Source organism: Colwellia sp. D2M02 (assembly GCF_018860755.1).
GTDB classification, from domain to species: Bacteria; Pseudomonadota; Gammaproteobacteria; order Enterobacterales; family Alteromonadaceae; genus Colwellia; species Colwellia asteriadis.
In genome coordinates this window covers 1-17,812 of sequence record NZ_JAHKPW010000062.1, presented here as the reverse complement: position 1 = coordinate 17,812, position 17,812 = coordinate 1, and the positions used below count along the sequence as shown (strand labels likewise).

Annotated in this window: 12 protein-coding genes and 1 tRNA gene; all 13 read right to left on the bottom strand. The window is 39.3% G+C overall.

Annotation, left to right across the window (positions count from 1 at the left end; translation table 11 throughout):
- Positions 1 to 117: 117 nt before the first annotated feature.
- Positions 118 to 2,217, bottom strand: coding sequence for an elongation factor G (gene fusA / locus KO495_RS11175; protein WP_215980496.1), 2,100 nt, complete (start codon positions 2,215 to 2,217; stop codon positions 118 to 120).
- Positions 2,218 to 2,429: 212 nt separating this feature from the next.
- Positions 2,430 to 2,903, bottom strand: coding sequence for a 30S ribosomal protein S7 (gene rpsG, locus KO495_RS11170; protein ID WP_215980495.1), 474 nt, complete (start codon positions 2,901 to 2,903; stop codon positions 2,430 to 2,432).
- Positions 2,904 to 3,018: 115 nt separating this feature from the next.
- The gene (gene rpsL, locus KO495_RS11165; RefSeq protein ID WP_011045492.1) at positions 3,019 to 3,393 is read right to left on the bottom strand and encodes a 30S ribosomal protein S12; all 375 of its coding nucleotides are present in this window, start codon (positions 3,391 to 3,393) and stop codon (positions 3,019 to 3,021) included.
- Positions 3,394 to 3,613: 220 nt separating this feature from the next.
- Positions 3,614 to 7,843, bottom strand: a complete 4,230-nt coding sequence (gene rpoC / locus KO495_RS11160) for a DNA-directed RNA polymerase subunit beta' (protein ID WP_215980494.1) — start codon at positions 7,841 to 7,843, stop codon at positions 3,614 to 3,616.
- A 101-nt stretch (positions 7,844 to 7,944) separates the two neighbouring features.
- On the bottom strand, positions 7,945 to 11,973 hold the full coding sequence (gene rpoB / locus KO495_RS11155) for a DNA-directed RNA polymerase subunit beta (RefSeq protein WP_215980493.1): 4,029 nt from the start codon (positions 11,971 to 11,973) through the stop codon (positions 7,945 to 7,947).
- A 240-nt stretch (positions 11,974 to 12,213) separates the two neighbouring features.
- The gene (gene rplL, locus KO495_RS11150) at positions 12,214 to 12,582 is read right to left on the bottom strand and encodes a 50S ribosomal protein L7/L12 (protein ID WP_215980492.1); all 369 of its coding nucleotides are present in this window, start codon (positions 12,580 to 12,582) and stop codon (positions 12,214 to 12,216) included.
- A gap of 152 nt (positions 12,583 to 12,734) precedes the next feature.
- On the bottom strand, positions 12,735 to 13,229 hold the full coding sequence (rplJ, locus tag KO495_RS11145) for a 50S ribosomal protein L10 (RefSeq protein ID WP_215980491.1): 495 nt from the start codon (positions 13,227 to 13,229) through the stop codon (positions 12,735 to 12,737).
- 304 nt (positions 13,230 to 13,533) lie between these two features.
- Positions 13,534 to 14,232 carry a 50S ribosomal protein L1 gene (rplA, locus tag KO495_RS11140; protein ID WP_215980490.1) on the bottom strand — a complete coding sequence of 233 codons (699 nt, stop codon included), beginning with the start codon at positions 14,230 to 14,232 and terminating at the stop codon, positions 13,534 to 13,536.
- Between the two features lie 3 nt (positions 14,233 to 14,235).
- Complete coding sequence (rplK, locus tag KO495_RS11135; protein WP_215980489.1) at positions 14,236 to 14,664, bottom strand: 50S ribosomal protein L11; 429 nt, start codon at positions 14,662 to 14,664, stop codon at positions 14,236 to 14,238.
- Between the two features lie 187 nt (positions 14,665 to 14,851).
- Positions 14,852 to 15,721 (bottom strand): AraC family transcriptional regulator, encoded by an 870-nt coding sequence (locus tag KO495_RS11130; protein WP_215980488.1) that lies wholly within the window; start codon positions 15,719 to 15,721, stop codon positions 14,852 to 14,854.
- Between the two features lie 675 nt (positions 15,722 to 16,396).
- The gene (gene nusG / locus KO495_RS11125; protein ID WP_215980487.1) at positions 16,397 to 16,999 is read right to left on the bottom strand and encodes a transcription termination/antitermination protein NusG; all 603 of its coding nucleotides are present in this window, start codon (positions 16,997 to 16,999) and stop codon (positions 16,397 to 16,399) included.
- 2 nt (positions 17,000 to 17,001) lie between these two features.
- Positions 17,002 to 17,382: a preprotein translocase subunit SecE gene (gene secE, locus KO495_RS11120; RefSeq protein ID WP_215980486.1), complete on the bottom strand. Its 381-nt coding sequence runs from the start codon at positions 17,380 to 17,382 to the stop codon at positions 17,002 to 17,004.
- 86 nt (positions 17,383 to 17,468) lie between these two features.
- Positions 17,469 to 17,545: transfer RNA gene (locus KO495_RS11115), tRNA-Trp, on the bottom strand.
- Positions 17,546 to 17,812: the final 267 nt, after the last annotated feature.

The window sequence follows — 17,812 nt, the reverse complement described above, 5'->3', positions numbered from 1 at the left end:
AATTTTTCTTTAGCCATTTTTCAATTACCTTTAAGTTTAGTTTACTAATAAAGTAAAAGGCGCAGTCAAAACGACCTTGCCAGATATAAAAATTAAATATTCTTTTTTATAAAAACCCTAACGAGTTTCCATAATTTTTTGTGCTACTTGTTTTGAAGTTTCATTATATTGTTGAAACTCCATAGAGTAAGATGCGCGACCTTGCGTAGCACTACGCAAGTCAGTAGCATAGCCAAACATCTCGGCTAATGGCACTAATGCATTTACTATTTTCAAACCTGCTGGTCCTTCATCCATACCATCGATCATGCCGCGACGACGATTTAAATCGCCAACAACATCACCCATGTTAGCTTCAGGTGTTGTAACTTCAACTTTCATCATTGGCTCTAAAATAACAGGGTCTGCTTCAAGCACGCCCTTTCTAAAACCCATTGATGCGGCAACTTTAAATGCCATTTCGTTAGAGTCAACATCATGAAAAGAGCCATCATAAAGCGTTGCTTTAATGTCAAGTAATGGAAAACCAGCTAATACGCCGCTTTCCATTTGCTCTTTACAGCCCTTCTCAACCGCAGGAATATATTCTTTAGGTACTGCGCCACCAACAACTTCGTTGACGAACTCAAAACCAGCGCCTTCTTCACGAGGCTCTAACTTCAACCAAACATGGCCATATTGCCCTTTACCGCCTGATTGACGTACAAATTTTCCTTCAACTTCAACTGTCTTACGAATAGTTTCTCGATAAGACACTTGAGGGTTACCTACATTACATTCCACGCTAAACTCACGTTTCATGCGTTCAACAAGAATATCTAAATGTAGTTCACCCATGCCAGAAATAATAGTCTGACCTGTTTCATCATCAGTTGTTACTCTAAATGATGGATCTTCCGCAGCAAGTTTACCTAACGCTATAGCCATTTTTTCTTGGGCTGCTAATGTTCTAGGTTCAACTGCTACAGAGATTACTGGTTCAGGGAATTCCATACGTTCTAATGTAATTACATGACCTGCGTCACATAAAGTATCACCTGTGGTGACATCTTTCAAACCGATAGCAGCGGCAATATCACCAGCACGTACTTCTTTAATTTCTTGTCTGTCGTTAGCATGCATTTGAACGATACGTCCAAAGCGTTCTTTTTTGCCTTTAACCGGGTTATAAACACTATCACCCGTTTGTACTACTCCCGAATAAACGCGGAAGAAAGTTAAAGTCCCTACAAAAGGGTCTGTTGCAATTTTAAAGGCTAACGCAGCAAACGGCGCGTTATCATCAGCAGGTCGAGTACCTTCTGTTTCATCTTTATCGTCATTAATACCTGTGATTGCCGCAACTTCAGTTGGTGATGGTAAATATTCAATTACCGCATCAAGTACTGCTTGTACGCCTTTATTCTTAAAAGCGCTACCACAACTACATAAAATTATTTCATTCGCTAATGTACGAGCACGTAAGCCTACTTTAATTTCGGCTTCTGATAACTCACCTTCTTCAAGGTATTTTTCCATTAACTCATCATTGGCTTCTGCCGCTTCTGAAACTAAGTTCTCACGCCATTCTTCGGCAAGATCTTGCATATCAGCTGGAATATCTTCATAAGTAAAAGTCATCCCTTGATCACTTTCAGTCCAGTTGATCGCTTTCATTTTTACGAGGTCAACAACGCCTTCAAACTCATCTTCAGAGCCTATCGCTAAATGCATAGGAACTGCATTAGCACCTAAGCGAGTTTTTAACTGTTCAACTACCGATAAAAAGTTAGCACCTGTTCGGTCCATTTTATTAACAAAAACCATGCGAGGAACAGCGTATTTCTCCATTTGTCGCCAAACAGTTTCAGTTTGTGGCTGTACACCAGAGGAGCCACATAACACTAATACGGCGCCATCAAGTACACGTAAAGAACGTTCTACTTCAATAGTGAAGTCAACGTGCCCTGGAGTATCGATAATATTAATGCGATGATCATCAAATTGACCTTCCATTCCTTTCCAAAAACAGGTTGTTGCAGCAGACGTAATAGTAATACCACGTTCTTGTTCTTGTTCCATCCAGTCCATGGTGGCTGCACCATCATGCACTTCACCAATTTTATGAGAAAGGCCTGTATAGAACAAAACGCGTTCTGTGGTTGTCGTTTTACCGGCATCTACGTGCGCACAAATACCGATATTACGATAGCGCTCTATAGGGGTGATACGAGCCAAATTGATATCCTCAATACTAAATTTAGTAATTATGTAGTTCTATTAAGTAAATATTCGTTAATACAATTATTTACTTAATAGAGCTGAGCTAATGTTTATTCATTAACCAGTTAAATAGCCAACACTATAAAAGAGTATGGCTAGCAAGAGTAACTCTTGCTAGCCATTTATTAGCTTTACAGCCAATAACACTTTCGTTCAATACTGCTATCTTACCAGCGGTAGTGAGCGAATGCTTTGTTAGCTTCAGCCATACGGTGAACGTCTTCACGTTTCTTAACCGCTGAACCTTTGCTGTCAGACGCATCTAACATTTCGTTAGCTAGGCGCTGAGCCATTGATTTTTCACCACGTTTACGAGCTGCATCAACTAACCAACGCATGGCTAGAGCATTACGACGAACTGGACGAACTTCAACTGGAACTTGATAAGTAGAACCACCAACACGACGAGATTTAACCTCAACTTGTGGACGGATGTTATCTAAAGCAATTTCGAAAAGCTCTAAGTGAGTTTTTTCGCTATTCTTTTCAGTTAAAATGTCTAATGCACCGTATACAATTTTTTCTGCAGTAGATTTCTTACCATCAACCATAAGGATGTTGATGAATTTTGCTAAAAGTTCGTTATGGAACTTAGGATCTGGCAATATTTTACGTTGCCCTACGACGCGTCTTCTTGGCATCTTAATTCTCCGTAGTATTCAGGATAAATCCAAAATATATAAATTTAAAAAATTTGTTAATTTGGCCTTACTTAACGTTTCGTGACTCTAACCTTAAGGATAGAGAAAGGAAAACTTAAGATTTAGGTCGCTTAGCACCGTATTTAGAACGGCCTTGTCTTCTGTCGCTTACACCAGAACAATCTAGTGCGCCACGAACGGTGTGGTAACGTACACCTGGTAAATCTTTAACACGACCACCACGAATCAAGATAACACTATGCTCTTGTAAGTTGTGACCTTCACCACCGATGTAAGAAGTAACTTCAAAGCCGTTAGTTAAACGAACACGAGCAACTTTACGTAATGCTGAGTTAGGTTTTTTTGGTGTAGTAGTATACACACGAGTACAAACGCCACGACGTTGTGGACAGGCTTGTAACGCTGGAACGTTACTTTTAGTTACCTGTCTAACACGTGGTTTACGTACTAGTTGGTTAATAGTTGCCATTATAGCTCCTGATTAGTTGTTACCAAGGAAAGTAGCCTTGATAAATTTATTGCGTAAATCTCAAATCAATGGAAAAGATTTACGCGCTCATAAACGAAAAAATCCGCAAACCTTTTATTATGCACACGAAGCACAGAATATAAGGTCGCGGAATTCTATAGGTCAATGATTGAGCTGTCAAGTGTTTTACTACTCTACAGCTCAATATAAACGTATAGTGCTACAGGCTTACTTCGCCATCATCGGCAAGTAAATCTGCATTTAACGCATCGGTTAATGCTTTTTCAGCGTCATCAGCTGAAACGGTTGTATCTTCATGTGCATCAAAAGCAGCTTTTGCTTTTGCGCGTTCCTGATGATAAGCATAACCAGTACCTGCTGGAATTAAACGACCAACAATTACGTTTTCTTTCAAGCCACGTAAACCGTCTTTCTTACCTGCAACAGCAGCTTCAGTTAGTACACGTGTTGTTTCTTGGAAAGATGCCGCTGAAATAAATGATTCAGTTGCTAATGATGCTTTAGTAATACCCATCATTTGCATTTCATATTCAGCAGGTTGCTTGCCAGCAGCTTCAAGTTCACGGTTCGCAATGTTTACGCGCGCCACTTCAACTTGTTCGCCTTTAAGGAACTCAGAGTCACCTGCATCAAGAATTTCACACTTACGGATCATTTGACGTACGATAACTTCAATGTGCTTATCGTTAATCTTAACACCCTGTAAACGGTAAACTTCTTGTACTTCGTTAACAATGTAATTAGCAACTGGAGCAACACCACGTAAACGTAAGATATCGTGTGGAGACTCAGGACCATCGGCAATAACTTCACCTTTGATAACTGGTTCACCTTCATAGATATTTAATTGACGTGTTTTCGGAATCATCTCTTCGTAAACTTCACCATTAGGTTGAGTGATCAATAAGCGCACTTTACCTTTAGTTTCTTTACCGAAAGCAACAACACCTGTTTTCTCTGCAAGAATTGCAGGAAGTTTAGGCTTACGCGCTTCAAATAAGTCAGCAACACGAGGAAGACCACCGGTAATATCACGAGTTTTTGAGCTTGCTTGTGGTATACGAGCAAGTGCATCACCAATGTTTACGTCTGCGCCATCTTCTAAGTTTACGATTGCGTTACCTGGTAAATAGTAAAGTGCTGGAATTTCAGTACCGGCAATCATTACTTCTTTACCTTTAGCATCAATCAACTTCAATGCTGGGCGCATTTCTTTACCCGTAGAGTTACGTTGAGCTGCATCGGTAATAACAATACTTGATAAACCTGTTAGTTCATCTGTTTGGCGAACCATAGTTACGCCATCAACTAAGTCAACGAATTGAACCTTACCTGCAACCTCAGTAATAATAGGGTGAGTATGTGGGTCCCAGTTAGCGATTGTATCGCCAGAAGTTACTGCTTCACCATCACTCTTAGAAAGTACAGAACCGTAAGGTACTTTATAACGTTCTTTCTCACGTCCCATTTCATCAATGATAGTTATTTCTGATGAACGTGAAGTAATAACAAGGTGCTTATCTGAGTTAGTTACAAATTTAGCATTTTGTAATTTCAAGTGACCAGTATTTTTAACTTGTACGCTGTTTTCAGCAGTAGCACGCGATGCAGCACCACCGATATGGAACGTACGCATGGTTAACTGTGTACCTGGTTCACCAATTGATTGTGCCGCAACAACACCAATTGCTTCACCTTGGTTGATCATATGACCACGAGCCAAATCACGACCGTAACAATTAGCACAAATACCAAAGTCAGTTTTACAAGTAATGATTGAACGTACTTTAATTTGATCAACTGAGTTAGCTTCAATTACATCACAAAGTGTTTCGTCGATTAATGTATTACGGGCAAGTAAAACTTCTTCTGTACCAGGAATAAATACATCTTCAGCAACAACACGACCTAATACGCGTTCACGTAATGGTTCAACAACATCACCACCTTCAATTAATGGTGTCATTAATAAGCCATCGTGTGTACCACAGTCATGCTCAGTTACCACTAAATCTTGTGCAACGTCTACTAAACGACGAGTTAAGTAACCCGAGTTAGCTGTTTTAAGTGCCGTATCGGCAAGACCTTTACGCGCACCGTGAGTTGAAATAAAGTATTGTAATACGTTAAGACCTTCACGGAAGTTAGCCGTGATTGGTGTTTCGATGATTGAACCATCTGGTTTAGCCATCAAACCACGCATACCCGCTAGCTGACGAATCTGTGCGGCACTACCACGAGCACCCGAGTCAGCCATCATAAAGATAGAGTTGAAAGAATCTTGCTCTTCCATTTCACCATCACGATTTAAGATATGCTCTTTTGATAAGTTATCCATCATCGCTTTCGAAACTTTTTCGTTAGCTGATGACCAGATATCGATTACTTTGTTGTACTTCTCACCTGCAGTTACAAGACCTTGGTCAAACTGCGCTTGAATTTCAGCAACTTCTGCTTCTGAATCTTCAATAATAGTGTACTTAGCATCTGGGATAACCATATCGTCGATACCAACAGAACAACCTGCAACCATCGCGTAATGGAAACCAGTGTACATAATTTGATCAGCAAAGATAACGGTAGCTTTTAAACCTAAGTTACGGTACGCATGGTTGATTAGCTTAGAAATAGGCTTTTTACCTAGCGGCTGATCGATTAAGTCGTAAGGTAAACCCTTAGGACATATTTGCCACATAATGGCACGACCAATAGTAGTATCGCGTAACGTTGTTGTTGCTACTAATTCGCCATCTGCATTTTTAACATGCTCTGTAATACGAATTTTAACGCGAGCGTGAAGCTCAGCAACACCAGTACGGTAAGCTTTTTCTGCTTCTTTAGCATCTGTAAATACCATGCCTTCACCTAAACCATTAACACGGTCACGCGTTAAGTAGTAAAGACCTAATACAACATCTTGTGATGGTACTATGATTGGCTCACCGTTAGCTGGTGCAAGAACGTTGTTTGTTGACATCATCAACGTACGTGCTTCCATTTGTGCTTCGATTGTTAACGGTACATGTACCGCCATTTGGTCACCATCGAAATCGGCATTGTATGCCGCACAAACTAATGGGTGAAGGTGAATTGCTTTACCTTCAATTAATACAGGTTCAAATGCTTGGATACCCAATCTATGAAGTGTTGGTGCACGGTTAAGCATTACTGGATGTTCACGGATTACTTCATCAAGTACATCCCAAACTTCAGCACCTTCACGCTCAACTAATTTTTTAGCTGCTTTAATAGTAGTCGCTAAACCACGCGCTTCTAATTTACCGTAAATAAATGGCTTGAATAACTCTAATGCCATTTTCTTAGGTAAACCACACTGGTGTAAACGTAATGTAGGACCAACGGTAATTACAGAACGACCTGAGTAATCTACACGCTTACCTAATAAGTTTTGACGGAAACGACCTTGTTTACCCTTGATCATATCAGCAAGAGATTTAAGAGGACGTTTGTTAGAACCGGTTATTGCACGACCGCGACGACCGTTATCTAAAAGTGCATCAACAGACTCTTGTAACATACGCTTTTCGTTACGTACGATAATGTCTGGAGCAACTAAGTCTAGAAGACGTTTTAAACGGTTGTTACGGTTGATTACACGACGGTATAAGTCGTTAAGATCTGAAGTCGCAAAGCGGCCGCCATCTAACGGTACTAATGGACGTAAATCAGGCGGTAAAATTGGTAAAACATTCATAATCATCCACTCAGGCTTGTTACCTGAAGCAGCGAATGCTTCCATTAATTTTAAACGCTTAGTAATTTTTTTACGTTTAGTTTCACTACCAATTTCAGGTAACTCTTCACGCATTTGCGCTACTTCGCCATCTAAATCAATTTGTTGTAGTAAAGCTAAAACTGCTTCAGCACCCATAAGGGCGTCAAATTCATCACCGTGCTCTTCTAACGCGTCAAGATATTCTTCTTCCGTTAAAATTTGGCTTTTTTCTAACGTAGTCATACCTGGCTCGGTAACAACGTACGATTCAAAATAAAGTACACGCTCGATATCACGTAATGTCATATCAAGTAATAAACCGATACGTGACGGTAACGATTTTAAGAACCAAATGTGAGCAACTGGGCTTGCTAATTCGATATGACCCATACGGTCACGACGAACTTTCGTTAAGGTAACTTCTACGCCACACTTCTCACAAATAACACCACGGTGCTTTAAGCGTTTGTATTTACCACAAAGACATTCGTAATCTTTAACTGGTCCAAAAATACGCGCACAGAATAAACCGTCACGCTCAGGCTTAAATGTTCTGTAGTTAATGGTTTCTGGCTTTTTAACTTCACCATATGACCATGAACGTACCAAGTCTGGCGACGCTAAGCCGATGCGAATACCATCGAACTCTTCGGTTTGATTTTGTTGCTTAAGAAACTTAAGTAAATCTTTCACACACTTCTCCTGTCGGAGTTAAACTTTGAAAAGAAGGCATTACTGCCTTCTTCGCTTACCAGTTTAATCCTATGATTAAACTGGCTAACTAATTACGGTAACTAGTCTTCAGATAGTTCGATGTTGATACCTAACGAACGGATTTCTTTCAACAATACGTTGAATGATTCAGGAATACCTGGCTCCATTCTATGGTCACCGTCAACTAAGTTTTTATACATCTTAGTACGACCGTTAACATCATCAGACTTAACTGTTAGCATTTCTTGTAACGTGTAAGCTGCGCCGTATGCTTCTAAGGCCCATACTTCCATCTCACCAAAACGCTGACCACCGAACTGAGCTTTACCACCAAGTGGTTGCTGAGTTACTAGTGAGTAAGAACCAGTTGAACGAGCATGCATTTTGTCATCAACTAAATGGTTTAGTTTTAACATATACATATAACCAACAGTTACCGGACGCTCAAACTCACGACCAGTACGGCCATCAGTTAACACGAACTGGCCACTTTCTGGCATATCAGCAAGCTTGAATAACTCTTTAATTTCTTTCTCGGCTGCACCGTCAAATGCTGGAGTAGCAATTGGTAAACCTGCACGTAAGTTAGCTGCTAAGCGCATAACTTCATCATCAGAGAAGCTAGCAACATCAACGTTTTGACGAGATTCACCTACATTGTAAACATCTTGAATGAAGTTACGTAGCTTGTGAATTTCTTGTTGTGCTTCTAGCATACGGTTAATCTTTTCACCAACACCACGACAGGCCATGCCTAAGTGAGTTTCTAAGATCTGACCAATGTTCATACGTGATGGAACACCTAATGGGTTCAATACGATATCAACTGGAACACCGTGCTCATCGTATGGCATATCTTCAACAGGTACTACGTTTGAAATAACACCTTTGTTACCATGACGACCAGCCATTTTATCACCTGGCTGAATACGACGTTTAACGGCTAAGTAAACTTTAACAATTTTTAATACGCCAGGTTGTAAGTCATCACCTTGAGTGATCTTACGACGCTTAATTTCAAATTTCTTGTCGAAGTCAGCTTTGATGTTATCCCACTGCTCAGCAATTTGCTCTAATTCAGCTTGCTGCGCTTCGTCGCTTAAGTTTTGAACTAACCACTTATCACGAGACATAGACGTTAAGTCTGATTCGTTTAAGCCTGCAGATAACAATAACTTCTTAGTACGGGCATAAATACCATCTTCGAAAATGCTTAATTCATCGCCAAGATCTTTCTTAACTTCTTTAAGTTGCATTTGTTCAATTTCTACAGCGCGAGCATCTTTTTCAACGCCGTCACGTGTGAAGATTTGAACATCAATGATAGTACCTTTTACTGAGTTAGGAACACGTAAAGAGCTATCTTTAACGTCTGCCGCTTTCTCACCAAAAATAGCACGTAATAGCTTTTCTTCTGGAGTAAGTTGTGTTTCACCTTTAGGAGTTACTTTACCAACTAAGATATCGCCACCATTTACTTCAGCACCAATGTAAACAACACCAGCTTCATCTAATTTAGATAATGCTGATTCGCCAACGTTTGGAATATCTGCAGTAATTTCTTCACTACCCAATTTAGTATCACGCGCAATACACGTTAATTCTTGGATGTGAATAGTAGTAAATCTGTCTTCAATGGCAACACGCTCAGATAACAACATTGAATCTTCAAAGTTGTAACCATTCCACGGCATGAACGCTATACGCATGTTTTGACCAAGCGCAAGCTCACCCATGTCAGTTGATGGACCATCAGCTAATACATCGCCACGTACTACTGGCTCACCTAAACGACACACTGGACGTTGGTTGATACATGTATTTTGGTTTGAACGTGTGTATTTAGTTAAGTTGTAAATATCAATACCTGCTTCACCAGCAAGCATTTCATTTTCATTAACTTTTACAACAATACGTGATGCATCTACGTAAGTAACAACACCACCACGTTTAGCAACCGCAGTAACACCTGAGTCTACCGCTACCACTTTTTCCATACCAGTACCAACTAAAGGCTTATCAACGATAAGTGTTGGAACCGCTTGACGTTGCATGTTCGAGCCCATTAAGGCACGGTTAGCATCATCGTGTTCTAAGAACGGAATAAGTGAAGCCGCTACCGAGATAATTTGCTGTGGAGATACGTCCATATATTGAACTTCAGCTGAAGATTTCAGCGTAAATTCATTTTTGAAACGACAGTTAACTAAATCTTGAATGAGTTTATTGTCATCATTACGTTCAGCATTTGCCTGAGCGATAACAAAGTTACCCTCTTCAATTGCTGATAAGTAATCAATATCGTCAGTAACTAAACCATCAACCACTTTACGGTAAGGTGTTTCTAAGAAACCGTAATCGTTAGTACGTGCGTAACAAGAAAGCGAGTTGATCAAACCAATGTTTGGACCCTCTGGCGTTTCGATTGGACAAACACGACCATAGTGAGTTGGATGTACGTCACGTACTTCGAAGCCTGCACGTTCACGCGTTAAACCACCTGGGCCTAATGCAGAGATACGACGTTTATGCGTAACTTCCGATAACGGGTTGTTTTGATCCATAAACTGTGACAATTGTGATGAGCCAAAGAACTCTTTCACTGCCGCAGAAATTGGTTTTGCGTTAATTAAATCTTGTGGCATGATTGCGTCTAAGTCACCAAGACTTAAACGTTCACGTACCGCACGTTCAACACGAACAAGACCAACACGGAATTGGTTTTCAGCCATTTCACCTACAGAGCGAATACGACGGTTACCTAAATGGTCAATATCATCTACTTCACCTTTACCGTCACGAATGTCGATTAAGGTTTTCATTACTGAGATAATGTCTTCTTTAGATAAAACACCAGAACCAACATCATCAGCATTACCAACACGACGGTTAAACTTCATACGACCAACGGTCGATAAGTCATAGCGTTCAGCAGCAAAGAATAAGTTAGTAAATAATGCTTCAGCAGCATCTTTAGTTGGTGGCTCGCCTGGGCGCATCATACGGTAAATTTCAACTAAAGCTTCAAGCTTATTCGTTGAGCTATCTACACGGATAGTGTCTGACATGTATGAACCAACATCAAATTCGTTCATGTATAAAGTTGAAAGTACTTTATGGCCAGCTTGGCTTAATTCAGCTAATAATTCTAAGGTTAATTCAGCGTTCGCTTCTGCAATCACTTCACCTGTAGATTTGTCAATGTATGCTTGTGACAATACACGACCAACAATATAGTCTGCTGGTACTTCTAACTTATCAACATTAGCTTTTGATAATGAACGAATATGACGAGCAGTAATACGACGACCTTGTTCAACTAATACTTCACCTTTCTTAATTGAAATATCAAATGTTGCCGTTTCACCACGAAGACGCTCAGGGATTAAATCCATGATCAACTTATCACCTTTAATAGTGAAGTTAGTTGTGTCATAGAAAATATCTAAGATTTCTTCTGTTGAATATTCTAATGCACGTAAGATAATTGACGCAGGTAATTTACGACGTCTATCGATACGAACAAATAAGTTATCTTTTGGATCGAATTCAAAATCTAACCATGAACCACGGTAAGGAATAACGCGTGCGTTATATAAAACTTTACCCGATGAATGCGTTTTGCCTTTATCGTGATCAAAGAATACACCAGGAGAACGGTGTAACTGTGAAACGATAACACGCTCAGTACCATTAATTACAAAAGTACCGTTATCTGTCATCAACGGGATTTCGCCCATGTACACTTCTTGTTCTTTGATATCTTTTACAGTACCTGCCGGAGCTTCTTTATCGTATACCACTAAACGTAATTTTACGCGCAGCGGTGCAGAATAAGTTACACCACGTATTTGACATTCTTTCACGTCAAATAACGGTTCACCTAAACGATAGCTTACATATTGTAATTCTGAGCTACCTGAATAAGCTTTAATTGGGAAAATAGAACGAAAAGCAGCCTCTAGACCGGTTTCACCTGTTGCATCAATATCAATAAACTTGCGGAAAGAATCGAGTTGAATGGATAACAAGAATGGATATTCCATTACTTGTACACTTTTACCAAAGTCCTTTCTAATTCGCTTTTTCTCAAAGTATGAGTAAGCCATGGGGTTCCTCAGCTTGCTGGTTATGGCCAAATCTGTCTAGTGAGCAATGCCCACATAGACAGGTTATTTCGATAATGTTTACGTCTAAACATTACTAGGTAATTATGAATCATAATCACCTAACGCTAAATAATGCACTGTTTCGATTAAAAAAACATCAAATAATTTAGCGCAAAAAGGCCGGTGACGTTTAAATCACCAGCCATGCCTTTTCAGGCAAATAATCTGTTTAAAAACAGATTATTTGATCTCAACAGAAGCACCAGCTTCTTCAAGAGCTTTCTTAAGTTCTTCAGCTTCAGCTTTTTCAACACCTTCTTTAAGTGCTTTAGGAGCTGATTCAACTAAGTCTTTAGCTTCTTTTAAGCCAAGACCAGTCGCGCCGCGAACTGCTTTGATTACAGCAACTTTCTTATCGCCGAAACCAGTTAAGATTACGTCGAATTCAGTTTGCTCTTCAGCAGAACCACCAGCGTCACCGCCAGCAACAGCAACAGCAGCAGCAGCAGATACGCCGAACTTCTCTTCCATTGCTTCGATTAATTCAACTACATCCATTACTGACATGTCAGCAATAGCGTTTAGGATATCGTCTTTAGAAATAGACATTATATAATTTCCTGTTTTTTAAGAAACAGCTTAAACTTTGTACTTATCTTTAAGTAGTAAAGCGCTGTTTGAATAACTATTAAATACAAAAAGCATTGCTAATATTATTATAGATATTAGCGACAATAAATTTTCTATAAAAAGAAAAACTATTAAGCAGCTTCTTGTTCTTTCTGATCGCGAACTGCAGCAATCGTACGGCAAAGTTTGCCGGCAGATGCTTCTTTCATAACGCTCATTAAACGTGCAATCGCTTCGTCGTAAGTAGGTAGCTTAGCTAACATATTTACGTCTACTGCGTTACCTTCAAATGCAGCTGCTTTTAATTCAAAAGCTTCGTTAGTTTTAGCGAAGTCTGTGAATAAACGAGCAGCAGCACCTGGGTGTTCTTGAGAGAAAGCTACTAGAGAAGGACCTTTGAATACGTCAGTAACACATTCAAAATCAGTACCTTCTACTGCACGACGTGCTAATGTGTTACGGACAACCTTCATCCATACACCATTTTCACGTGCTTGCTTACGCAATACAGTAATAGCTTCAACTGTAACACCACGGGCATCCGCGATTACAACTGATTGAGCGCCTTTGGCAGCTTCTTGAACTTCAGCAACAATTGCTTTTTTGTCATCAAGATTGATAGCCATTGGCTTAACTCCTGGTTCACCGGAAAATCCGGTATTTACAATCCCTAACACCAACAAAGATGTTAGACCATTACGGCGAGGACCAGAAAATTTTAGGAAATATCTGGGTAATCACCATCTACGTAGGTAATATTAAGCAAAATAAATTTCGCGCCTACGGTCTTTGACGGGGGCTATGCTTAATTAACTCAACGTTAATTCAACACAACTCCTACCAAAATTTAAGGGGCGAAATTATAGGTTATAATTTCGCCCTTGTAAAGATTCAATATAGAACTTTACTCAAGAATATTAAAATTAATTATTAAGCTTGAGATAAGGTTGCTTGGTTAACTGCAACGCCAGCACCCATAGTAGTAGAAAGTGAAACTTTCTTAATATATTGACCTTTAGCATTTGCTGGTTTTGCTTTTTTAAGCGCTTCTAGCAAAGACTCTAAGTTTTGTTGTAACTGTGCAGCATCGAAATCAGCCTTACCAATAGTAGTATGGATGATACCGTTCTTGTCGTTACGGTAACGGATCTGACCAGACTTAGCGTTTTTAACCGCGCCAGCTACGTCAGGAGTTACAGTACCAACTTTCGGGTTAGGCATTAAACCACGTGGGCCTAAAATTTGACCTAATTGACCAACAACACGCATTGCATCAGGAGAAGCAATAACAACGTCGAAGTTCATTTCGCCAGCTTTTACTTGCTCAGCTAGGTCTTCCATACCGATAACGTCAGCGCCAGCTTCTTTAGCTTTCTCTGCGTTTGCACCTTGTGTAAATACAGCAACACGTACTTCACGGCCAGTACCATTTGGTAATACTGTAGCGCCACGAACGTTTTGGTCTGATTTACGAGCGTCGATACCAAGATTTACAGCAACATCAACGCTTTCACGGAAGTTGGCAGTAGCAAATTCTTTTAATAAAGCAACAGCTTCACTGATATCGTATTCTTTAGTTGCGTCTACTTTTTCACGGATAAGACGAGCGCGTTTTGTTAATTTAGCCATTGATTAGTCCTCTACCACTAAACCTATTGAACGAGCAGAACCCGCAATAGTACGCACTGCAGCTTCTAGTGAACCAGCAGTCAAATCAGGTTCTTTCATCTTAACGATTTCTTCAAGTTGTGCTGTAGTTACAGTACCAACTTTTTCTGTGTTAGGACGGCCAGAACCACTCTTAACACCAGCTGCTTTTTTCAATAAGAAAGATGCAGGTGGAGTTTTAGTTTCGAAAGTAAACGAACGGTCACTGTATACAGTAATTACTACAGGAACCGGAGCGCCTTTTTCTAAAGAATCTGTTTTCGCGTTAAACGCTTTACAGAATTCCATGATATTAACACCGTGTTGACCTAAAGCAGGACCAACTGGTGGTGACGGGTTAGCTGCACCAGCAGCTACTTGTAGCTTGATTAAAGCTTGGACTTTCTTAGCCATTTTAAAACACCTTTAGTATGGGTAATTAGCGCTACTTGTTATAAAAATAACGTTGGCTTCCCTGTTTACAAAATTCATCTTTTATCTTGCATCTAAGCAGATAAAAAACAGATTAAGTGCTCGCTAAAAATAAGCGGCAGCGGATTATATATTAACCAGCTCACGAGTTTCAAGTTTTTTGTCATTTTTATAATGGCGAAGGGGCTTTTATACTATTACGGAATTCTTTAGGGGTGTTGCCTTTAATCATGCGAAAGCGTCGATTAAAATTAGAAATGTTATTAAAGCCACACTGATCACTAATCACTGAAATCAAAGCATTAGTATTAACTAAAAGTTTACAAGCTTTACCAATGCGTAGCTGGTTAATAAACTGGTTTAATGTTTGCTCTGTGCGTTGTTTAAAAAAGCGATGGAAATGATTGGTACTCATATGCGCTAATCTAGCTAATTCATCAGCGCATAATGGCTCTGTATATCGTTGGTATATATAACTAATAACTTTATCGAGTTTATCAACAGAAATATCGGTTTTATCACCAAAGGTAAAAAAGCTACTCGAAAGAACGCGATAACTTTCATCTTTAACCATTAAATTTAATAGTTTTAATAATAAGATATAACGCTCTATAGGCTCTGCACCTTCCATCGCTTCAAAGATAGCTAATGACTTTTTCGTAACTTCTTGACTAAACTCTAAGCCACGCATTGAGAGTTTCAGCATAGTAGACAGTAACTGTAACTCTGGGTTTTTACTCACTTGCTCATTGAGCCATTGGGCAGGTATTTGTGCTACATATACTATTAATGGTTTAGTTTCATCATATGACTTTACTTGCCAACTATGTGGTAGGTTAGGCCCAAGGAGTACTAAGTCAGCATCACTATAATGACTCATATGATCGCCAATATGTTTTGAACCTTGGCTATTGAGTGTTAAACAAATCTCGTATTCTGAATGATAATGCCAGTTAAATTCTATTTTGTTAAAAGAAAACTTTTCAAACCACCAAGAGCAGCCCTCTGAAGGTATCATTTTTCCACAGATCGCTTTCATTACTATTCCTTTAATACATTACATCTAATGCCATAATGAGTTTCATGTGACTAATAAAATATATCAAGAGAAGTTTGAATAGGCTAACGTTTGTTCATCTATTTTCTACTCTTTTCGACTCTCTTTATTTGAAATAAAAAAAAGCTGATACCTATAAAAGAATATCAGCTGTGAGTGAGGGAAAGTCGAGGTCCTCATAACCGTTTAAATTTAAAAGCCGATATAAACTTGTAAATTTAAACCGCACTTTATAAAGAAAATGCTCAACTATTGTGCTTGCTCACTTTATTTATTGCGACACTTTTCAATGCAATAGTAATATTTTTCTATCATTTTTAAATTCATCATCAAGTTCAAGTTAGCGCTTAGTCTATTTGTAATAGCATTAGCCATTTCTATTGTTGTAGTAGTAAATTTTTGAGGTAGCTAAAGAAGTAGTTAACGTCATAAGAAGTAACATATTATCAATGATATGAGTAAATGGCATTGTTCAGGTTTACCACCCTTAAAAAGTAAGAGCGAAAGACACTGTTATAGTATTACCCCTTATAGCCTGCTTTGACTAAAAGGGAGAAAGCAAAAGGAGCTAACATCGCACAATACGAAATCCCGCTTCTAAAAACAAAAAACGCCTGCACAGGGCAAGCGTTTTGATAATCAATATATGAGTGTAGCTTAACTACTTTTCTCTACTTGACCAAATTCTAAATCTACTGGCGTTGAACGACCAAAGATAAGTACCGATACTTTAATTCGGTTCTTCTCATAGTCAAGCTCTTCAACCACACCATTAAAGTCAGCAAATGGTCCATCAATAACACGAACAACTTCACCTGGCTCAAACAATGTTTTAGGTTTAGGCTTATCAGTTTCTTCAAGACGTTGTAGAATTCTGTCAGCCTCACGTTGTGAAATTGGTGCTGGACGATCACTCGTTCCGCCAATAAAACCAAGTACACGTGGTACACTTTTCACTAAATGCCACGCATCTACATCCATTTCCATTTGTACTAAAACATAGCCTGGAAAGAATTTACGAGAGCTTTTACGCTTTTGACCCGCACGCATTTCTACAACTTCTTCAGTTGGCACAAGAATTTCACCAAATTTATCTTGTAAGCCTTGAATTTCAATATGCTCAAGTAAAGTCTTTTGCACACGACCTTCATAACCAGAAAACGCTTGTACTACATACCAGCGTAATTTAGGGTTTTGAGTTACTTGCTGTTCTTGCTCGCCATCTTCAGGCGTATTATCATTTAAGATTTCTTCAGTCATAACTAAACCTGCATACCAGTAACCAAACCAACTAACCAGAATAGAACAGAGTCTAATCCCCAAAGTAATAATGACATCAATAATGTTACAACTAACACTATGCCTGTCGTTTGTATTGCTTCTTGGCGAGTAGGCCAAATAACTTTACGTACTTCTGTCCGCGCTTCTTTAGCAAACTCAAAGCCTGAACGACCTTTCTGTGTTTGCATAGCAATTAGGCCTGCAACAGCTACCGCTACAACAACACCAAGTGCTCTAATAAATGGTGATTCACCACTATAAATGTAGTTTCCAGCTACTGCACCTGCTAAAAGTAAGATTATAACGCCCCACTTTAGCGTATCGAAAGAACTACCTACTTGCTCTTCTGTACTCGCATTCATATTTCTATTCCGTCATTATCAAAAATTTTGCAAAAAACAGTATTCTTTATAACACTGTGAAGCATGCATAAAGCATGTCTTTAATATGGCAGGGGTGGAGAGACTCGAACTCCCAACCATCGGTTTTGGAGACCGCTGTTCTACCAATTGGAACTACACCCCTACGATTACACAACAGGCACCTACCTGTTCACGCAATAATTACACTTATCGAATGAATCTTAGTTGTTTGGGATTAAGAGATACTCGAGAAGTGAGGCGCTATTATACTTAGCATAGCGGTATACTCAAGGACTATTTGCATAATTGCACTAGATAAGAAGCTGTTCGAGGTGAATAACGACGTTATTCTACAGTAAGATCAAAAAAGGTCGCATAAGCGACCTTTTTCAAGTATTAATAAACTAATTATTAGGTACAGTGTTAGTAA

Excerpts from the sequence above, each read along its gene's own strand:
- rpsL (WP_011045492.1), bottom strand. The coding sequence starts at position 3,393 with ATGGCAACTATTAACCAACTAGTACGTAAACCACGTGTTAGACAGGTA.
- nusG (WP_215980487.1), bottom strand. The coding sequence starts at position 16,999 with ATGACTGAAGAAATCTTAAATGATAATACGCCTGAAGATGGCGAGCAA.
- rplA (WP_215980490.1), bottom strand. The coding sequence starts at position 14,232 with ATGGCTAAATTAACAAAACGCGCTCGTCTTATCCGTGAAAAAGTAGAC.
- rplK (WP_215980489.1), bottom strand. The coding sequence starts at position 14,664 with ATGGCTAAGAAAGTCCAAGCTTTAATCAAGCTACAAGTAGCTGCTGGT.
- rplL (WP_215980492.1), bottom strand. The coding sequence starts at position 12,582 with ATGTCTATTTCTAAAGACGATATCCTAAACGCTATTGCTGACATGTCA.
- secE (WP_215980486.1), bottom strand. The coding sequence starts at position 17,382 with ATGAATGCGAGTACAGAAGAGCAAGTAGGTAGTTCTTTCGATACGCTA.
- rplJ (WP_215980491.1), bottom strand. The coding sequence starts at position 13,229 with ATGGCTATCAATCTTGATGACAAAAAAGCAATTGTTGCTGAAGTTCAA.
- rpsG (WP_215980495.1), bottom strand. The coding sequence starts at position 2,903 with ATGCCAAGAAGACGCGTCGTAGGGCAACGTAAAATATTGCCAGATCCT.
- KO495_RS11130 (WP_215980488.1), bottom strand. The coding sequence starts at position 15,721 with ATGAAAGCGATCTGTGGAAAAATGATACCTTCAGAGGGCTGCTCTTGG.
- rpoB (WP_215980493.1), bottom strand. The coding sequence starts at position 11,973 with ATGGCTTACTCATACTTTGAGAAAAAGCGAATTAGAAAGGACTTTGGT.